The organism is Streptomyces sp. NPDC000594 (assembly GCF_040299965.1).
Taxonomy (GTDB): Bacteria; Actinomycetota; Actinomycetes; order Streptomycetales; family Streptomycetaceae; genus Streptomyces.
Genome location: NZ_JBEPCY010000005.1, coordinates 278,990 through 297,593, shown reverse-complemented (window position 1 = coordinate 297,593; position 18,604 = coordinate 278,990). Strand labels below are relative to the sequence as shown.

At 71.4% G+C, this 18,604-nt stretch carries 13 protein-coding genes; all 13 read right to left on the bottom strand.

Annotation, left to right across the window (positions count from 1 at the left end; translation table 11 throughout):
- Positions 1-60: 60 nt before the first annotated feature.
- Positions 61-1,956, bottom strand: coding sequence for a discoidin domain-containing protein (locus ABT354_RS10540; protein ID WP_351491644.1), 1,896 nt, complete (start codon positions 1,954-1,956; stop codon positions 61-63).
- Positions 1,953-3,386 (bottom strand): glycosyl hydrolase family 28 protein, encoded by a 1,434-nt coding sequence (locus ABT354_RS10535; protein ID WP_351491642.1) that lies wholly within the window; start codon positions 3,384-3,386, stop codon positions 1,953-1,955. Before ABT354_RS10535 ends, ABT354_RS10540 begins: the two co-directional genes overlap by 4 nt.
- 2 nt (positions 3,387-3,388) lie before the next feature.
- Complete coding sequence (locus ABT354_RS10530; protein WP_351491640.1) at positions 3,389-5,320, bottom strand: hypothetical protein; 1,932 nt, start codon at positions 5,318-5,320, stop codon at positions 3,389-3,391.
- Positions 5,321-5,322: 2 nt separating this feature from the next.
- On the bottom strand, positions 5,323-6,756 hold the full coding sequence (locus ABT354_RS10525) for a glycoside hydrolase family 28 protein (protein WP_351491638.1): 1,434 nt from the start codon (positions 6,754-6,756) through the stop codon (positions 5,323-5,325).
- A gap of 50 nt (positions 6,757-6,806) precedes the next feature.
- The gene (locus tag ABT354_RS10520; RefSeq protein WP_351491636.1) at positions 6,807-7,631 is read right to left on the bottom strand and encodes an ABC transporter permease; all 825 of its coding nucleotides are present in this window, start codon (positions 7,629-7,631) and stop codon (positions 6,807-6,809) included.
- Entirely contained in the window at positions 7,631-8,584 is a 954-nt protein-coding gene (locus tag ABT354_RS10515) for an ABC transporter permease (protein WP_351491633.1), read from the bottom strand. The genes ABT354_RS10520 and ABT354_RS10515 overlap by 1 nt, the downstream gene beginning before the upstream one ends.
- Positions 8,581-9,711 carry an ABC transporter ATP-binding protein gene (locus ABT354_RS10510; protein WP_351491631.1) on the bottom strand — a complete coding sequence of 377 codons (1,131 nt, stop codon included), beginning with the start codon at positions 9,709-9,711 and terminating at the stop codon, positions 8,581-8,583. Before ABT354_RS10510 ends, ABT354_RS10515 begins: the two co-directional genes overlap by 4 nt.
- On the bottom strand, positions 9,711-10,919 hold the full coding sequence (locus ABT354_RS10505; protein WP_351491629.1) for an ABC transporter substrate-binding protein: 1,209 nt from the start codon (positions 10,917-10,919) through the stop codon (positions 9,711-9,713). Before ABT354_RS10505 ends, ABT354_RS10510 begins: the two co-directional genes overlap by 1 nt.
- Positions 10,920-10,997: 78 nt before the next feature.
- On the bottom strand, positions 10,998-11,999 hold the full coding sequence (locus ABT354_RS10500; protein ID WP_351491627.1) for a LacI family DNA-binding transcriptional regulator: 1,002 nt from the start codon (positions 11,997-11,999) through the stop codon (positions 10,998-11,000).
- A 334-nt stretch (positions 12,000-12,333) separates the two neighbouring features.
- Positions 12,334-14,418 (bottom strand): NPCBM/NEW2 domain-containing protein, encoded by a 2,085-nt coding sequence (locus tag ABT354_RS10495; RefSeq protein WP_351491625.1) that lies wholly within the window; start codon positions 14,416-14,418, stop codon positions 12,334-12,336.
- A gap of 11 nt (positions 14,419-14,429) precedes the next feature.
- The gene (locus ABT354_RS10490) at positions 14,430-15,380 is read right to left on the bottom strand and encodes a LamG-like jellyroll fold domain-containing protein (protein WP_351491623.1); all 951 of its coding nucleotides are present in this window, start codon (positions 15,378-15,380) and stop codon (positions 14,430-14,432) included.
- Entirely contained in the window at positions 15,361-16,833 is a 1,473-nt protein-coding gene (locus ABT354_RS10485) for a PQQ-dependent sugar dehydrogenase (protein WP_351491621.1), read from the bottom strand. The genes ABT354_RS10490 and ABT354_RS10485 overlap by 20 nt, the downstream gene beginning before the upstream one ends.
- Before the next feature lie 396 nt (positions 16,834-17,229).
- Positions 17,230-18,495, bottom strand: coding sequence for a ricin-type beta-trefoil lectin domain protein (locus ABT354_RS10480; RefSeq protein WP_351491619.1), 1,266 nt, complete (start codon positions 18,493-18,495; stop codon positions 17,230-17,232).
- Positions 18,496-18,604: the final 109 nt, after the last annotated feature.

Sequence of the window (18,604 nt, the reverse complement as noted above, 5' to 3'; positions counted from 1 at the left end):
TTGGGGGGCGGGGGCGCGCCCCGCGCCCCCCCCCCCGCCCCTCCTACCGTGCGGTGCCCGTCAGCGTCCCCGGGCGCGGGGGTGGCCGTGGCCGACGGCGATCTCGTCGATCTGGAGCTGGCGGTGGAAGCGCGGTACGGACTCCTTGGCCCAGGTGGATTCGATCTCCAGCCGGACATGGCGGGCCCGCAGGTCGCCGAGGTCGATGAAGCGGGTGCCCCGGGCGCTCTCCAGGACGCCCGTCCGGACCGTCTCCCAGGTGGTGCCGTCCCGGCTCAGCGAGACCCGGTAGTCCTTGATCCGGGCGGAGTCCTCGGCCCGGCCGAAGGTCTCCCGGTTGTAGGTGGGGGACCATTCGCGCTGGTTGAGCCCGAGGAAGCGGACCTTCTTCGTCCGCCCGAGGTCGAGATCGACGGTGACGGGCACCTGGGCGTCGGAGTCCCAGTGGGTGGTGAAGTCGCCGTCGGTCAGCGCCGACGCGGGGAAGCCCGCCTTGGCCGAGGTCGCGCTCGCCCGTACCGAGCGGGCCGGGTGGAGCCCCTCCCGCCGGGGGTGGGTGTCCACGGTGAGGACGGTGTCATAGGGGTCCCAGCGGGTGATGCCCCGGACGGTGAGGGAGCCGTCCCGCTGGTCGAAGGCCAGGCGTTCACCGGTCCGGAGATCGGTGACCCGCCGCACCCGGTGGCCGTTGTCCCGGAGGGTGACCCGGTCGCCGGTGGTGGGCGGGGTGGTCACATGGACATAGGAGCGGGTGCGGTCCGCCCGGCTGACGGTGAGATAGCCGTAGGCCCCGTCGTTCCAGGCGCCCGGCTGCATCCCGCCGTACATATAGCCGCCGCCGTCGACCCCGGAGAGCGAGCGCCAGATGGGCGGCAGATACTCCTTCATGAAGTCGGTGAACCGCTGCTGCTGGGGCGGGAACCGCCCGTTGACCATGGCGGTGAGATTCATCAGCGACTTGATGGAGGTTCCGGCGTTGGCGACATAGCGGCCGACATTGAGCCCGGTGGAGACGGGCCGGTCCTGGCCGTCGTACCACCAGGCGCCGGTGTCGGGCACCTTGTAGCAGGACTCGGTGAGCCGGGGCATCGGGGTCCAGATCGCCGAGGGCTGGTCGTACGCCGGGGTCATCCCGGTCTTCTGCTCATGGGACACCATGTCCATGACCGGGGTGTCCTCGTTGTTGTTGCTCAGGGTCATGTCCGGGCGCAGCTCGCGGATCTTCTCGTAGAGCCGGTTCTGCTCCCAGTACTCGTTGTCGTTGTCGATCCAGAATCCGGCCAGCCTGGGGTAGCGCTCCATGACCTCGAAGAAGAGTTCATAGGAGTACTCGCCGAAGCCCTGGCGGGTGGTGAGGTCGACGGGGCGGCCCTTGTGGGCGGAGTAGGCGGCCGAGTCCAGGGTGTTGAACCCCTGCTCGCTGTGCCACTTGGGGTCGTCGGTCATATAGAGGATGACCTCGATGCCCCGGGAGCGCGCGGCCCGGACCAGTTCGCCGAGGAGGTCGCGTTCGGTGGCGCAGCTGCCGGGGATCGCGGAGGGCCAGGGGCGGGCGTAGCCGAGGCGGGAGTGGAAGGTGGCGAGGACGATATAGCTCGCGCGCAGCTTCTTGGCCTCGTCGACCCAGTAGCGGGCGGACCAGCCGCCGTCGGTGACGGACTTCTCCCAGGCGCGGCAGTCGGTGTGCATCGGGCGGGTGAACATGCCCCAGTGGAGGAAGAGTCCGGCGGTGGCGTCGCGGAGCATGCGCTGCCGGGCGGGGTACGCGTCCCCGGCGGCCGGTGCCACGGGGACGAGGGCGGCCGGGGCCGTGGGGGCGCTCGGGGCAGTCTGCGGGGCGGTCTGCGGGGCGGTTGCCTCGCGGGGCGCGGCGGCGGCGGGCGCGGCCAGCAGCACCCCGGTGAGCAGGGCGAGCACGGCCGCCCAGAGGGCGCCGCGCGCGGTGGGGCGGTTCATGGGTACACCACCTCGGAGCCGTTGACGAAGACCTGGCGGATGGTGAGGTCACGGGTGAAGCCGATGACATTGGGCTGGGTCATGCCGGTGAAGCGGCAGCGCTCGATATGGACTCCGGTGAACGGGTCGGAGTCCAGGCCCTCCAGGTTGATGGCGCGCCGGGCGCCGTCGTGGACCATGTCCTCGACCCTGATGTTGCGGATGACGGCGGGGCGGTCGCCCTGCTGGTTGCCGTAGCGGGTGGTGAGGTAGACGCAGTCCCGGTCGATGGCCCGGCCGGTGAACTTCCGTATGTACACCCCGTCGATGAAGCCGCCGCGCTTCTTGTTGGTCTTGATGAAGACGGGGTGGCGGGGGTTGAAGCGGCCGGGGAAGTCGGTGGGGTTGATGCGGCAGTTCTCGGCGAAGACGTTCCGTACCCCGCCGGACATCTCGCTGCCCACCGCGATACCGCCCCAGCGGCCGGAGAAGACGCAGTCGCGGACGACGATGTTCTCGCTGGGGACGCCGACCCGGTGGCCGTCCTCGTCGCGGCCGGACTTGACGGCGATGGAGTCGTCCTCGGTGTGGAAGCGGCAGCCGGTGATGAGCATGTCGGAGGTGCACTCGGGGTCGACGCCGTCGCTGTTGTTGATGCGGCCGATCACATCGACGTTCCGGAGGGTGACATTGCGGCAGAGCACCGGGTGGATGGTCCACATCGGCGGTTCGAGGATGGTGATGTCCTGGAGGAGGATATTGCGGCAGTCATAGAACTGGATCATGTTGGGGCGCAGATGGTGACCGTCGCCGAAGATCCGCTCGGCGACGGGGACGCCCTCGGTGCCCATCCGGCGCAGCTCCGCCTGGTCGACCAGGGCGTTGCCGCCGGGGTCGCGCCAGCTCTTCCAGGGTCCGGCCATGCCCTGTCCGTCGAGGGTGCCCCGGCCGGTGATGGCGAGGTTCCGCTGCCCCCTGGCGTAGATGAAGGAGGAGTAGTTCCAGCACTCGGTGCCCTCCCAGCGGGTGAGGACCGCGGGGAGGTAGTCCTTGGGGTCGGTCGAGAAGAGGACCGTGCCGCCCTCCTGGACATGGAGTTCGACATCGCTGCGCAGCTGGACGGCGCCGGTGAGGAAGCGGCCCCGGGGGACGACGACCCGGCCGCCGCCGGCCTGGTGGCAGGCTCTGATGGCGTCGCGGAACGCCTTGGTGTTCTTGGTACGTCCGTCACCGACCGCGCCGTAACGGGTGATGTCGAAGCGGCGGGCGGGGAAGGTGGGGGGACAGATCCGGGCCAGGATCTCCGGGACCTGTTCCCAGGGGTCCCGGGCGAGCCGGGCGACGGTGGCCCCGGCGGCCCGCGCCGGTCCGGCGAGGACGGGCGGGAGGACTCCGGCGGCGGTCACCGTGCCCGCGAGGGTGAGGAAGGAGCGTCGGCTGGTGGGGGACATGGTCACCTCTCCCGGGTGGTGGGGCGGGTCTCTCCGGTGCCCGGACGGGTCTCCCGGGTGCTCGGGCGGTTGTCCCGGACACTCGGGCGGGGGACGGCGATCATGTCGTAGCGGTCCCAGCCCTCGGAGATACGGGTGCGGTACTTGTCCGCCTCGGTGGCGTCGCGGATCCACTCCCATTCGCCGGTGGTGCCCTTGTCGGGGTGGGCGCGCATGGTGTCGGTGACGCGTTGGGCCTCGTCGAGCCCGGCCCAGATCAGCCGTTGCAGGGGCTCGGTGCGGTGTTCGGGTCCCCGGACCCAGACCCGGTAGCCGAAGTAGGCGGCGCTGATGGCGAGATGGAGCCGGGCGGTGAGCACGGTCCGGTCGAAGTAGGCGTGGAGCTGGGCGTAGTGGGCGGGGGTGAGATGGCGCTCGGCCCGCTCGATGTCACGGAGCGCGGAGCGGGCGACGGCCACCCCGTGGCGCTTCTCCTTGAGGACGTCCAGGAGGTAGGCGGTGTTCATGGTGTTCTTGTCGGTGAGCCAGCCGTTGGCGATGACATGCGGGTTCTCCCGCTTCATCACGGCCGAGGTCTTGCAGTACGCCGGGGCCAGATGCTCGATCACACCGGTCCAGAAGTGGTAGCGCTTATGGACCGAGTGCCGGACGAAGGTGTACGGGGGGTCGATCCACTTCCCGGAGATGGAGCGGTCGTAGCTGTTGCAGTAGGGGTCGTAGTCCAGCCGGGAGTGGTTGGCGTTGTTGGTGCCCAGCATGTACATCACCGAGGTGGTGATCTCGTACGACCTGGCGAGCGCGGCACCGACCCGGGAGGCGGCCCGGGGGCCGTAGGTACGGGCCGCCCACTCGCGGTAGAGGGAGGCGGGCCGCACCCGGCGGTCCCGGTCGGCGCGGGCCAGGGCGTACAGATTGATCTCGGTGGGGGTGCCGACGATCCGGGACTCCTTGTACCGGTCGGTGCGGGCCACATAGCCGATCACATTCGGCTGTTTCTGGTAGTAGCGCATCCGGTCGACATGGTCCTCGGTGAAGGCGTTGGCGATCTTCCCCTGGCCGTGGTACTCGCCGGTGGTGTCGTACTCCACCAGCACCGGGCGCTTGATCCGGGTGACGGTGGTGTCCACGGGGTGGGTGAGGAAGAAGTCGTGCGGCATCGCCTTGATCATGACCTTGGCGGCCTGGTTCTCCACCAGGTCGATGGCCTTGATGGTGCGGTCCATCTCCTGCGGGAAGTAGCCGAAGGTCCGGAGATAGAGGCCGAGTCCGCGTTCCTCGTTGACCACATCGGCGACCTGGTCGACCAGATAGGCGAGCTTGGCCTCCTCGGTGAGGAGCCGGGTGGAGTGCTGGCGTTCCACCCGGGCGCCGGTCTCGATGAAGGTGAGCACCACGGAGTCCACCTCGGGAACGAGGTCGAGCATCTCCCGGTAGTCGTTCCTGAACCACTCCCAGAAGGCGGGGTTGTCCAGGTCGATGGTGCCGCCGGGGCCGGTGCGGAAGCGTTCGGGGTAGTAGTCGAGCCGGTAGAGGGCGTGGTCCCAGATGGCGACCTCGCGGATGCCGGCCCGGTGGGCGGCGTCGGTGATGCGGTTGGCCTGGACCCGGCGCCGCTCCTCCCGTACCTGCCGGAGGTCATGGACGATGTGATGGCTGATCTGGAGGTGGTTGATCCCGTACCCGGGGGCGGCGGCCACGACCTCGTCGGCGCCCCGGTCGCTGTCGGAGAGGATCGTCCAGCCCCGGATGGCGTCCGCGCGCTCCGCCGGGGAGTCCTGGCCCTTCAGGGGGCGGTCGGCGGCCCCGGCGGGCTCCTTCACGGGGCGGTCGGCGGCCCCGGCGGGCGGGACCGCCCCGGTGAACGCCAGGGCGGCGACCGCCAGCAGGGCGAGCCACCTCCGCAGGGGCACCCTCAGGGCCCGATGTAATGTCATGATCATGACACTTCTACTCCGTTCACGGTGACCTTGTGCCGGGTCAGCCCGTCGGTGAAGGCGATGGAGTCGGGGCCGCGCACCCCGGTGAAGGCACAGTGGGAGAGATGGACCCCGCGCAGCCGGTCCGACTCCAGACCCACCAGCTGGAGCACGGACCGGGCCCCGTCGATCGTGGTGTGGGAGAGATGGATGTTTCCCACCGAGACCGGATGGGTGCCGCCCTCGCCGTTGTTGTAGTTCATGTTGACGAAGACGACATCGCGCTCGACGGCCCGGCCGGTGAACCCCCGGACGTACACCCCGTCGATGAAGCCGCCGCGCTTCTTGCTGGCCTTGATGTAGACGGGGTACTTCACCGGATAGTGGCCGGGGAAGTCGAGGGGGTTGATCCGGCATTCCTCGGCGAACACGTTCCGTACCCCGCCGGACATCTCACTGCCCACCGTGATCCCGCCCCAGCGGCCGGAGAAGTCGCACTCCTGGACGACGATGTTCTCGCTGGGGACGCCGACCCGGTGGCCGTCCTCGTCCCGGCCGGCCTTGACCGCCACACAGTCGTCGTTGGTGTTGAAGCGGCAGCCGGTGATGTGGACGTCCCGGGACGCCTCGGCGTCGACCCCGTCGGTGTTGTGCAGCAGGCTCTCGACGGTGATGTTCCGTATCGTCACATTGCGGCAGAGCACCGGGTGGACGGTCCACATGGGCGGGTCCACGATGGTCAGATCGCCGATCAGCACATCCCGGCAGCGGTTGAACTGGATCATCTTGGGCCGCAGATGATGACCGGCGCCGAAGACCCGGTCCCGGACCGGGACGCCCTCGCTCCCCATCCTCCGCAACAGCCGCTGGTCGGGGCCCTGGAGCGTGCCGGTGCGGTACCAGCTCTCCCAGGGGCCGAGCCGGGCCTGCCCGTCCAGGATGCCCTGTCCGGTGACGGCCACCCCGCGCCGGCCATGGGCGTAGACGAAGGGCGAGTAGTTCCAGCACTCCGTCCCCTCCCAGCGGGTGAGGACGGCGGGGAGATAGTCGGCCGGGTCCGGGCTGAAGGCGAGGATGCCGCCCTCGCTCACATGGAGGTCCACCCCGTCGAGGAGATGGATCGCCCCGGTGAGGAACCGTCCGGCGGGCACCACCACATGCCCGCCGCCCGCCCGGTGGCAGGCCCGGATCGCGGACCGGATCGCCGCGGTGTTCAGGGTGGTCCCGTCGCCGACCGCGCCATGACGGGTGATGTCGAACCAGCGGCGGGGGAAACGGGGCGGCCGGATCCGTTCGAGGATGTCCGGGACCCGTTTCCAGGGATCCCGCGCGGTGGGGGCGGGGCCGCGGCGGTGCGCTTCGGCGGTACCGGGGACGACGGCGGGCAGGACGGTGCCCGCCGCCAGCGCGCCCCCGGCTCTCAGGGCCGAGCGACGCGAGGGGTGCGGATGCATGGCGCGTCACCTCTTCAACAGGGGGAGGTTCATCAGGGGGAAAGGTCTCGTCAGCAGGCGTTCCGGTCCTCCTTCACCCGGGTCACCAGCTGGGTCGGATTGACGAACCGCAGCGCGATCACCAGCAGCACCAGCATCGACAGGGTGTACATCACGGCCATGGCGTCGATGGACTGCTGGGTGCGGATGCCCGCGGAGAACACCGCGTAGTACAGCGCCACGATCAGGGTCTGGCTGTCCGGTCCCGCGGTCAGGAAGGTCAGCTCGAACATGCCGACCGTACGGACCAGGACCAGGACCGAGGCGGCGAGGATCCCCGGCACCAGCAGCGGTGCCAGGATCCGCAGCAGCACGGAGGCGGTGCCGGCCCCGCACATCCGGGCCGCCGCCTCGATCCGTGGATCGATCTGCTCGATGAACGGCGTCATCGTCAGCACCACGAAGGGCACCGACGGCACCAGATTGGCCAGCACCACCCCGGTGAGGGTGCCGGCGAGATGGAACTTGTAGAGCACCGTCGCCAGCGGGATGCCATAGGTGATCGGCGGCACCAGGATCGGCAGCAGGAAGAGCAGCAGCACCAGCCGCTTGCCGGGGAAGTCCCGGCGGGCGAGGGCATAGGCGGCCGGGACGCCGATCACCACCGAGACGGCGACGACCAGCACACTGACCAGGGCCGTGGTCCAGAAGACCTGCCCCAGCGAGAACTCGCGCCAGGCCGACCCGTACCAGCGGGTGGTCCACCCCTCCGGCAGCCAGGTGGTGAACCAGCGGGTGCCGAATGAGTCCACCAGCGGGACCCCGATGACCCCGGCGAGATTGACGAAGAAGAAGCCGAAGACCAGGACGGTGACCCAGGTGCCGGGGCGGCGCATCAGCCCTTGCCCCCCGTCGACCCCCGGTAGAGCAGCGAGCGCCAGGTCATCACCAGCACCACCACCGCCGCCATCACGGCCGCCATCACCATCGCGATGGCGGAGCCGAGGGAGTAGTCGAACTTCTGGAACGCCGCCTGATACGCCTCGATCGAGATCACATGGGTCTCCCCCCGGGGGTCGCCGACCAGCTGCGCGGACGGGAAGACCGCGAAGGCCAGCACAAAGGAGAGACAGAAGGTGATGGCGAGCCCGGGGGCCAGCAGGGGCAGCGTCACATGCCGGAACCGCCGCCACCGGTCCGCCCCGAGGGTCGCCGCCGCCTGCTCCAGCGTGGGGTCGATCCCCGTCAGATACGAGAGCGTGAGCAGATACGAGAACGGGAAGCCGGTGATGACCAGCGAGGCGAAGACGCCCCAGTAGTTGTGGACCAGCACCAGCGGATCGTCGATGATCCCGATGCCCAGCAGGGCCTTGTTCAGCCAGCCGCCCGGTCCCAGATAGCCCAGCAGGCCCTGGGCGGTGAGCACCGTCCCCAGGGTGATCGGCATCACCAGCAGGGTGGTGACGAGCCGCCGGCCCCGGAAGACCCCCCGGGTGCGGAAGGCGACCGGGACGGCGGCGAGACAGTTCACCAGGGCCACCGGCACCGCCAGGCCCAGGGTGATCCCGACCGTCTCGCGCAGATAGGGGTCGGCGAAGAAGTGCCGGTAGTTGGCGAGCGGGCCGCCGCCCTGCTGGGGCTGGAAGGAGAGCTGGAGCCCGTAGAGGAAGGGGTAGCAGAAGAGCAGCGCCAGGAAGACCGCGCCCGGGACGAGCAGGGCCAGGGTCCGGTCGACCCCGCGCTCGGCGAGCCGGTGGCGCAGCGCGGGGCGGGTGGGCCCCGCCGGGGGGTGTGCGGGCCCGGGCGGGGGGTGTGCGGGCCCGCCGGGGTGGTGCGGCACGGCGGTCATGGCGCCACCGCCCCCGAACCCGCCGCCGAACCCGCCCGGGACGGTGCGGACGGCTGGTCCACCGGGGTGTCCGGGGCGAAGACCAGCATCCGATCCGGCGCGGCGGTCAGCTCCACCTCGGCGCCGGGGGCGACCCGGTGGGCGGTGAGGAAGTGCACCGGCTGGCCGTCCCTCAGCCGGGCCTGTACGGCGAGTTCCCTGCCGTGGTACTCGACCACCTCGATCCGGGCCGGGATCCGCCCCGGGGCGCCCGGCTCCGCCAGATCCAGGTCCTCCGGCCGCAGCGCGGCGATGCCCCGGGCGCCCCGGGTCAGCGGACCCCGGTCGGTCCCCACCGGGTTCGCGTCCGCGAGCAGCAGGGCGAGCCGCCCCTCGCGCACCTCGGTGACGGTGACATCGAGCATATTGCGGTACCCCATGAAGGAGGCCACATAGCGGTTGACGGGGTGGCCGTAGATCTCCTCCGGGGTGCCGATCTGCTGGGTCGTGCCGTCCCGCAGCACCACCAGACGGTCGGCGAGGGAGAGCGCCTCCTCCTGATCATGGGTGACATACACGGTGGTGAGGCCGAGGCTCTGATGGAGCCGGCGGATCTCCGTGCGCATCTCCAGCCGGAGCGCCGCGTCCAGATTGGAGAGCGGTTCGTCCATCAGCACCAGCCGGGGCTCCAGCACGATCGCGCGGGCGATGGCGACCCGCTGTTGCTGGCCGCCGGAGAGCTGCCCGGGGCGCTTGTGGGCGTGGTCGGTGAGGTGGACCAGCTCCAGGGCGCGGTCGGTGCGGCGCACCAGCTCCGCCCGGGGCACCTTCGCCATCCGCAGACCGAAGCCGACATTCCCCCGGACGGTCAGATGGGGGAAGAGCGCGTAGTTCTGGAAGACCATGCCGAAGCCGCGCCGCTCGGGGGCGACGGAGTCGACGCGCTCACCGTCCAGCGAGATGGTGCCCCCGGTCAGCGGCAGCAGTCCGGCGAGACAGTTGAGGGCGGTGGACTTGCCGCAGCCGGAGGGGCCGAGCAGGGCGACGAACTCGCCGCCCCGGATGTCCAGCCACAGATCCCGCAGGGCCGCGTGCCGGCCGAAACTGCGGGAGACGCCCGCCAGCCGGAGGGTGCCGAAGCGGGCCATCATTCGCTTCCCGCGACCTTGCGGTTCCACAGGTCGAACGCCTTGACCTGCTGTTCGGCGGGGAGCGAGGGCTTCTTGGGGAAGCGGTCGATCCACTCGTCGAAGGCGGGCACCCCGAACTCGGCGATGGTCCGCCGGGACTTCTCCGGGGCCATCTCCAGCGGTACGCCCTTGATGGCGGGGCCGGGGTAGAAGTAGCCGTCGTCGTACGCCTTGGCCTGCTGCTCGGGGGTGAGCATCCACTTGATCAGCTGGAGCGCGGCGGACATGGTGTCCCCGCTGACGCCCTTGGGGACCACCGCGTACTGGGCGTCGGTCACCCAGGTCATCCCGTCGAAGTGCCCGGCCCGGACCTTCTTGGGTACGGTGCCGAGCGCGCGCGGATTGATGTACCAGCCGGTGGTTGTCATGATCATGTCATGTGAACCCGAGGCGAGGTTCTTCATCGTCTCCGTGGTGCCCGAACCGTAGACCCCCACATAGCGGTCGAGTTCCTTGAGATACGCCCAGGTCTTGTCCCAGCCGTCGACCGGGTCGGTGGGGTCCTTGTCGCCCAGCAGATAGGGCAGCCCCATGAGGAAGGTACGGCCGGGACCGGAGTTGGCCGGGTCGGCGTACTGGAACTTCCGGGGGTGCTCCTTCGCCCACGCCAGCAACTCCTGGGGGGTGCTCGGCGGATCGGTCACCTTGTCGGGGTCGTACTGGAAGAGCGGGCCCGAGGGGTAGTAGACGATCGCGGTCCCCTTGCCCTGCGCCAGCTTCTGCATCTCGGCGGCGGGCTCCAGATAGTTCGGGGTGCCGATCACCGACCGGTGCTCCTCCATCGAGGACCACAGATCCTGGGAGAGCCCGGCGGCCAGCCCGTCCGTCCCGGTGAGCACCAGATCGATCTGGACCCGGCCCGCCTGCTGCTGGGCCTTGATCTTCCCGGCGAGATCCGGGGCCGGCGCCTTGGAGTAGGTCACCTTGGCCACGATGTCCGGGTGCTCGCGGACGAACTCGTCGATCATCCCCTGGGTGAGCTGGAGGTTCCCCGCCACATCCAGGATGTCCAGGGTCACCGGCTTCGCCGGCCGTTCGGGCACCTTGCCGGGGTCGCCCCCGCCCTCGTCGCCGTCGTCGGGAGCGCCGCAGCCGGCCAGGGCCACGGCGAGCAGTAATCCCGCGAGCGCGATCCTTGCTGAACGGTGGCTCAGTGAACGGGACATCGCGTCAGGCACTCCTCTGGTGAGATAGCGCTTACTCGGCCCTGTGCCCGAACAAGGTCCACCCCACCCGGGACGCTGTCAAGACAGTACGCCGGTCGAACTGCGAACCCGCAGCTCGACCGGGACGGTTTCGGGCTCGATGTCCTCCAGCCCGGCCATGATCCGGCCCAGTGCCTCCCCCGCGATCCGGCCCAGCCGATCGCGCGGAACCGCTACCGTCGTCAGCGGTGGCGCGGCGAACCGCGCCAGGTCGATCTCGTCGAATCCGGTCAGCGAGATGTCCTCGGGGACCCGCACCCCCAGCTCCGCGAAGCGGGCGAGCACCCCGAGCGCCACGAAGTCGTTGTAGGCGATGACCGCGCTCGCCCCGGTCTCCAGGGCGGCGGGCGCGCCCGCGTACCCCTCGTCGGTGGTGGAGCCGCACGGCAGGGTGACGACATCCAGCCCGAACGCCTCCGCGCCGGAGAGCGCCCGCAGCCGCTCGCTGTTGGCCCAGGCGTGCCGGGGGCCCTCCAGATAGGCCACCCGGCGGTGGCCGAGCCGGGCCAGATGGCCGCAGAGCGCCATGATCCCCCGGAAGAAGTCCACCGTGATGGAGTGCAGCGCGAGCCCCGGCACCTGGCGGTTGGTCACCAGCATGGGGGTGCCCCGGCCCGCCATGGCGGCCAGGTCGGCCCGGGGCATCCGGGGCGAGCAGAGCAGCAGTCCGTCGGCGTAGCGCAGCAGATCCTCGGTCAGCTCCCGCTCGACGGCGGGGTCCTCGTTGGAGTCCATCACCAGGACCCGGCCGCCCGCCTCCCGGGCGACGGCCGAGACCGCCTTGATGATGTCGTGGAAGTAGGGATTGGCCAGATCGGGCGCCAGGACGCCGATCGTGCCGGACCGGCCGCGGGCCAGTCCCTGGGCGGCGGCGCTGGGCCGGTAGCCGAGGTCGTCCATGGCCGAGCGGACCCGCTCGGCGAGGTTGGGGGCCACGGTGTCCACGCCGTTGAGCACCCGTGAGACGGTCGCCACGGAGGCCCCCGCCTCCCGCGCGACATCGGCGATCGTGATGCGTTTCGCACGCTTAGAGGCAACCATCAGGACCGCTCTCCTTCGGGGCACACTGCTTGCGCACGGCTGGCGGGCCGGTGAGAAACCGGTTTCCCGCTCCAGGAACGTAGCAGAGTACGGGGCGGTCGGAACCTGTCGTGCGGGCAATGAGCCCTGGCAGAGCGGCTGTTGAGGCCCCGCGCGGCGGTGGTGGGGCGCGCGGAACGGGACGTACGGAGCGGGGCGGGAGCGGTGGACGGGGGCAGCGGACGGGGCAGGGCGGGGTGCGACGACCGGGACCCCCGCCGGTCGTCGCACCCCGCCCCCGGCCCGCCGCCGGCCGTCACCGGGGCGGGCCGGACCGGCGGGCCGGCGGGTTCTGTCAGGGGTCGCAGGTCAGCACGGGCGACGCCCAGTCGATCCGGTCGTACCGATTGGTGTCGGGTCCGATGGTGCCCACCAGCCGCAGATACCGCGCACCCGTCAGATCGGCGCTGAGCGATACGGCCGGATCCCGCCAGGTGCGTACTCCGCTGTCGGCCCGCTTGGCCCCGTCGGCCCAGATCTCCGCCGTGGCGGTGGCCTGTTCCGGCTCCCTCGGGTCGCGCTCGTCGTCGATCCCCACCTCCGTGGTGAGCCCGGAGCACCGGCCGTCGAGGAAGTAGACCAGCTGGACCGGGGCGTGGGTGCCGATCCCCTTCTCGTAACGGACCCCGTTGATGGTCAGCGGCCGGCCGTCACGCGCCTTGGGCCCGCCGTTGGACATGTCCCGTTCCACCGGGCCGTAGCCGTTGCTCGCCCAGGCCCAGGCCAGGTCGCCCAGATGGGAGACCCCGGCGGGGACCCGTGCCGGGACGGTCAGGGTGTCCCCGACCGTACGCCGCAGGGTGCCGTGGCCCAGTGCCCGATAGGAGAGGGCGACGGAGAGATCGGCCTGCCCCGGCGGTGCGTCCGTGGGCGCCTGGACCCGCCAGCGGGTGGTCAGCGGTCTGCCGCCGGGCTTGATCACCTCGGCGTCCGCCGCGTCGAGCGCCCGGACCTGCCACCCGGCGGGCAGGGCCAGCGCCAGCTGGGCCCGCTTCACCGGCAGCAGCCCGTGGTTGCGGACGGTGACCTTCACCGGCAGGACGCGCCCCGCCCGGATGATGGTGTTGGGCACCCCCTCGGCCTCGGCGGGGAGATCGAGGGTGAGCGAGGCGGCCGGCGGGGTCCGCCACCAGTCGCCGCCCGGGGTGACCCGGAACATCGCGGTCGCGTGCGCCGGGAGGGTGGCGCCGATCGTCCCGGTGGTGTGGGAGGTGTGCCGTTGCCACAGATCGCGGACCACATAGGCGGCCCGCTCCGGCAGGCCCAGTTCGGCGGCGGTGGTGGAGAGCTGGGCCGACTGGTCGGTCTCGTTGAAGAGGGCCACCGCGGTGTCCCCGTTCCGCAGCGGCTTGGCCAGCACCCACAGACCGTTCTGGGCGCGCACCACCCGTGCCTGGACCCCCAGCGGGTCCTGGTCGACGGCGATGACCTCACGGTTGGCGAGGATCCGCAGCGCCTCCGGGGTCGCCTTGCGCAGATCGGTGCCGATCAGCAGGGGCGCGGCCATCATCGACCAGAGGGAGAAGTGGGAGCGGTACTCGGTGTCCGTCATCCCGCCGTTGCCGACCTCCAGCATGTCGGGGTCGTTCCAGCGGCCGGGCCCGGCGTACCGGTCGAGCGGGGCGTTGGCCTTGAACAGTCCCAGCATGGACTGCCAGCTGTCGTTGATGTCCCCGGTGGTGCGCCAGAGATGGCCGACGTCCTTGCCCCACTCCCAGGGCTTGTTCTGGCCCCATTCACAGAGCGAGTAGACGATGGGGCGGCCGGTGGCCCGCAGCGCGTCCCGCATCCTCGTGTACCGCTCCAGCGCCGGACGGCCCTGGTTGTTGCAGTTGTCGTACTTGAGGTAGTCCACGCCCCAGTCGGCGAAGGTCTGTGCGTCGATCACCTCGTGGTCGAGCGAGCCGGGCATGGTCCTGGCGCAGGTCAGAGTGCCCGCGCTGGTGTAGATGCCGAACTTGAGCCCCTTGGCGTGCACATAGTCGGCGAGCGCCTTGATCCCGCTGGGGAAGCGGACCGGGTGGTGGGTGAGACGGCCGTCGGCGTCGCGCTTCTCCGCCGCCCAGCAGTCGTCCACATTGACGTACTCGTACCCCGCGTCCTTGAGGCCGGTCGAGACGAACAGATCGGCGGTGTCGCGGATCATCTTCTCGTCGATGGCGCAGCCGGTGGAGTTCCAGTTGTTGAAGCCCATGGGCGGGGTGAGCGCCAGTCCGTCCGGGAGTCTCGGGGCGGTGTCCGCCGCCGGGACAGCCGGGGCCGCGGCGGGGGCGGGGCGCGGCGGGCCGGCCCCGGGGGCCGCCTGTGCGGGGGCGGCGAGCGGGGTGGAGACCAGCGCAAGCCCCAGTAACCCCACCAGGGGCCGGAGAGTCGCACGCATACATACCCTCTCTATCGGGTCGATCGGTACCGTGCCCGTATCCCGCCGGGGGTGAGCGCCCGGTCGAGGAACATCAGATCGTCCATCCGGCAGGAGCAGGGGTTGCCCTCCCGGGTGTTCTGCGGATAGCTGCCGCCGATCTTGATCCCCCGGGGGTCGCTGGCGGACGCGGTGTCCGGCTCGGGCGGTCCCACCACCCCCCAGGGGTCGCCGGTCAGGACAGCGGAGCCGGTCAGCGGGGAACCATTGCGGTACAGGGCCATCGCGCCGGTGTCGAAGTCGAAGGTGGCGGCGAGATGGACCCAGCGGCCGGGCGGCAGCACCTGCCGCCAGTCGGCGTCGGCGGCGAAGGTCTGGGAGCGGCCGCCGTCGACCCGGCGGCCGAGGGCCACCACCTTCAGCACCCCGTCGACGGTGATCAGCTCCAGCAGGGCGCGGACATCATGGCCCTGGGAGGTGCCGGAGAGCACCCCGGCCAGGCCCACGGCGCCATAGCGGTCGGCCGGGTCGGCGGAGTTGGAGTTGAGGCCGGGGTTCTCGCCGACCGTCTTGAACCAGCCCATGACGGTGGCGGCGCGGGCGGCGTTGAAGGCGTGCAGCGAGGGGACGCCCTGGGGTCCGTACAGGCCCGCCTTCCAGTCGTCGTTGCCGCGTTCGGCAGGGGTCAGCTGCCGGGTCTCCAGGACCAGGCCGCGCTCCCGGTCCCGTACCCGCATCCGCTCCCCGCCGTTGACCAGGGTGAGGACGGTGCCGGAGCGGCCGAGGTCCCGCTCCCGGGAGGGGTCGCCCGGGAGCGGGTGGGCGAAGTCGTAGTACGCGACGAGATGGCGGCCGGGTCCCCGCTCCAGGCTGTCAGCCCCGGCGGCGGCGGGGACGGGCGCCAGGGGCAGCACGAGCAGGGCGAGCGCCGCCGTGAGCACCCCGGCCCGGCGGCGGCCGGGTTCAGGGCGCGGTGACGACATCGGTGACCTTCCAGACCCGCCCGTTGGCCTTGGAGAGCACATAGAGCGCGCCGGCGCGGTCGGTCCCGAAACGGAGGTCGACCCGGGCGTGGCCGGCCAGATCGCGCATGGTGGTGGCCGCTCCGGTGGCCGCGTCGACCAGCGGCAGCTGATACGTGGTCGCCATCGGCCGGCCGCGTCGCATGTCCCGGACATCGGAGGCGAAGATCCGCCCGCCCACCCCCTCGGCGTAGACGTACTTGCCCTGGAGTGCGGGGATCTCCCGGCCCCGGTAGACGAAGCCGCCGATCAGCGCGTTGCCGCTGTCGCCGCAGGGCCGGTCGGCCCGGGGGGTGTGGTCGAAGGCGGCGACGGGATAGGTGTAGCCGTACCGCTGGTCGTCCTCGGGCAGCGGGAAGACACCGCAGGTCGGATTGTCGGCCTTGCGGTAGGTGAAGGGCCCCTCGCGGTTGCTCCAGCCGAAGTTGTCACCGGGCCGGACCTCGTACACGGAGTCGATCCGGTGCTCACCGATATGGCCGGTGAACATCTGCCGGGTGCCCTGGGTGTCCCAGCTGATCCGGTGCGGGTTGCGCAGCCCGTACGCGTAGATCTCCCCGAGGGTGCCCGCCCCCGGCGGGTCGGTGGCGAAGGGGTTCGAGCGGGGGACGCCGTACTTGCCGCCGGGGCCGTCGGTGCCCGCCGGGTCGATGCGCAGGATCTTGCCCTGGGGGACGGCGAGATCCTGGGGCACGGTGCCGCCCGCGCCCGCCGCGCCGTCCCCGACGGCGACATAGAGCAGCCCGTACTCCCGGCTGAGGGGGGTCGCGTTGGGGTTGAAACCGATTTCCTGGATGTTGTGGTACGTGTTGGCGAAGCCCAGCCGGAGCACCTCACGGCGGCTGCCGGCGAAGGTACGGGCGGCGGGGTCGTCGGCGGTCCACTCGGTGATGACACTGTGCAGCCGGGCGCCGGTCGGGGAGGGCAGATCGGGGGTTCTCGTGGTGAGCGCGGACCGGCCCTCGGTGTGCGCGGTGTAGAAGATTCCGTTACGGGCGAAGGCGGGGTGGAAGGCGGCGAAGCCGAAGCCGCTGCCGAGCCCCTGGTGGGACCAGAAGTCCGGGCCGACGGCGGCGGCCACATCGAGATAGGGGCGGGAGGCGCCGGCCCGGTCCAGGAAGTGGAGGGTGCCATTGAGGTCGGGGACGAAGAGCCGGCCGGAGCGGTCGGGGACTTCTCCCAGGTAGTTGACGCGGGCCCAGCGCTTGAGCCGGGCGTCCGTGGGCGGGGGGACCGATTCGGACTTCGGGAGGGTGGCGAACTCGGTGAGCACCAGTGCCTGGCGGGACGGGGTCGGGTCGGGGAGCGGATCGGCTATCGGGGTCTCCACCCGCGCCTGCGCGGAGGGCGCGACAAGCGCGGCGAGCAGGGCTCCGGCTGCTATCGCCAGCAGGGCTCTTCGTGGCTTGGGCATCCCGTTCACCTCATCGGTTGGGAGTGCGGTCCGGGTGGGGGCCGCGGCGGCGCGGGCCGGTGCACGGGCACCGGTGCCGCTGGTCGTACGGACGCCACGGGGTCGTACGGATGGTGCGGCGGGCGGAGCGGGGCGGGCGTACACGGAGGGCACAGAGAGCGCGGAGGAACACGGGAGAACGGAGAAAGCGCTTTCGGAAAGCGCTTTCGCCAAGCTACAAAGCGGGGCGGGGCCAGGCAAGAGCCCGGACGCGCCCGCGCGCCCGGCGGCGGGCGCGGATCCGGGGACACGGACGGCCGCGCGGATCGGCGGACCCGGACCGGGGCACCCGGGGCACGGGCGCGGCGGCCGGTCCGCACGGATCACAGGGCGGTACGGGTCAGGGGGCGGTATGGGTCAGGGGCGCGGGGTGGCCGGGACGGTCCAGCGCTGGGCGGCGCTCCCGTCGCAGTCGGCCAGCTCCAGCCGGGTGCTGTCGGTGGTGGCGCCGCCCCGGGGGGCGAGACAGCGGCCCGAGGCCGGGTTGGTCAGGGCGCCCTTCGCCGCCCGCCACTGCTGCCCGGGGCCGCCGTCGCAGGTGGCGACCCGTACGGCGGTACCGGCCTGGGTCGCGCCCCCGGTGGCCTCCAGACACAGTCCGCTCTTCATCAGATGGGCCGCGCCGTCGGCGCCGAGGACCCAGCTCTGGTTGGAGCCGCCGGTGGCGCGGTAGAGGATCGCGGGGGTGCCGTGGACCGAGCCGCCCGAGGCGTCGACCACCTTCCCGCCGGGCCCGCCGATCGTTCCGCGCAGGGAGTTGCCGATGGCGTTGGTCTGCGCACTGCCCGTCGCGGTGGTGGTGACCGCGCTCATCTTGGCGCAGCTCGTACTGGTACTGGTGGTGGAGACGGCGGCGGCGACGCTCTCCCCGTCGCCCTGCGGCAGCCCGAACTCCGCCCGGGAGTAGGGCTGGTCGTAGCAGGAGGCCCGGGGGTCGTTCCACTCGAAGTACTCGGTCCAGTCGACCATCCCCTGGGGCGATACCGTGGCGGCGGCGGCCCGGATGCTGCCCAGGGTGAAGCTCTCCCGGGTGGTCTCGTCGGTCACCGTCACCCCGAACCAGTTCTCGCCCTCATGGGCGACGGTGGTGCGGTACGTGTGCCCCTGCTGCCAGTCGCGTCGCAGCCGGCAGCTCTTGCCCTCGCCCTCGCCGCCGAAGTCGACGCAGTAGCTCCCGGTGGAGCCCGCCCGGGCCTCCTTGGCGTCCCAGACCGAGAAGAGGAAGGTGCGTTCCTGTCCGGGCCCGTTGGCCTGCATCCCGGTGTACGCGGTGTACCCGCCGGTGAAGGCGAACTGGTGGCTCCAGAAGACATTCGCGGTGCGGCCGGGGTCCTGGGTGACGGTGGTACGGAAGGTGATGTCCGAGAACCCCGCCGTGCCCGCCGGGAACCGGTAGTTCGTATAGGTGCCGGGGGTGTCGGAGGCCGCGGCGGTGGGGGCGGGCACCAGGGCGGTGACCGCGGCCGTCAGCAGCGTCGCCGCCGCGGTGAGCAGCGTGCGCGACCACGCCGAGCCCGAGCGGAGCCGCCTCGCGAGCCGATGTGCGGGGCGGCGGGGTGCCGTGTCCCGCGCCCTGTCGCGTGTCGTATCGCGTGCTGTGCCGCGTGCTCTGTCCCTTGCCATGGGATGCCTCTCTGTCGGGGTACCGGTCCGGCGTCCCTATCGGCAGCTCCCGCGGGGAGGTTGAGCGGGTGCGTCCGAGCGGGTGGTCCGGCCCGCCCCGACGCGGCGG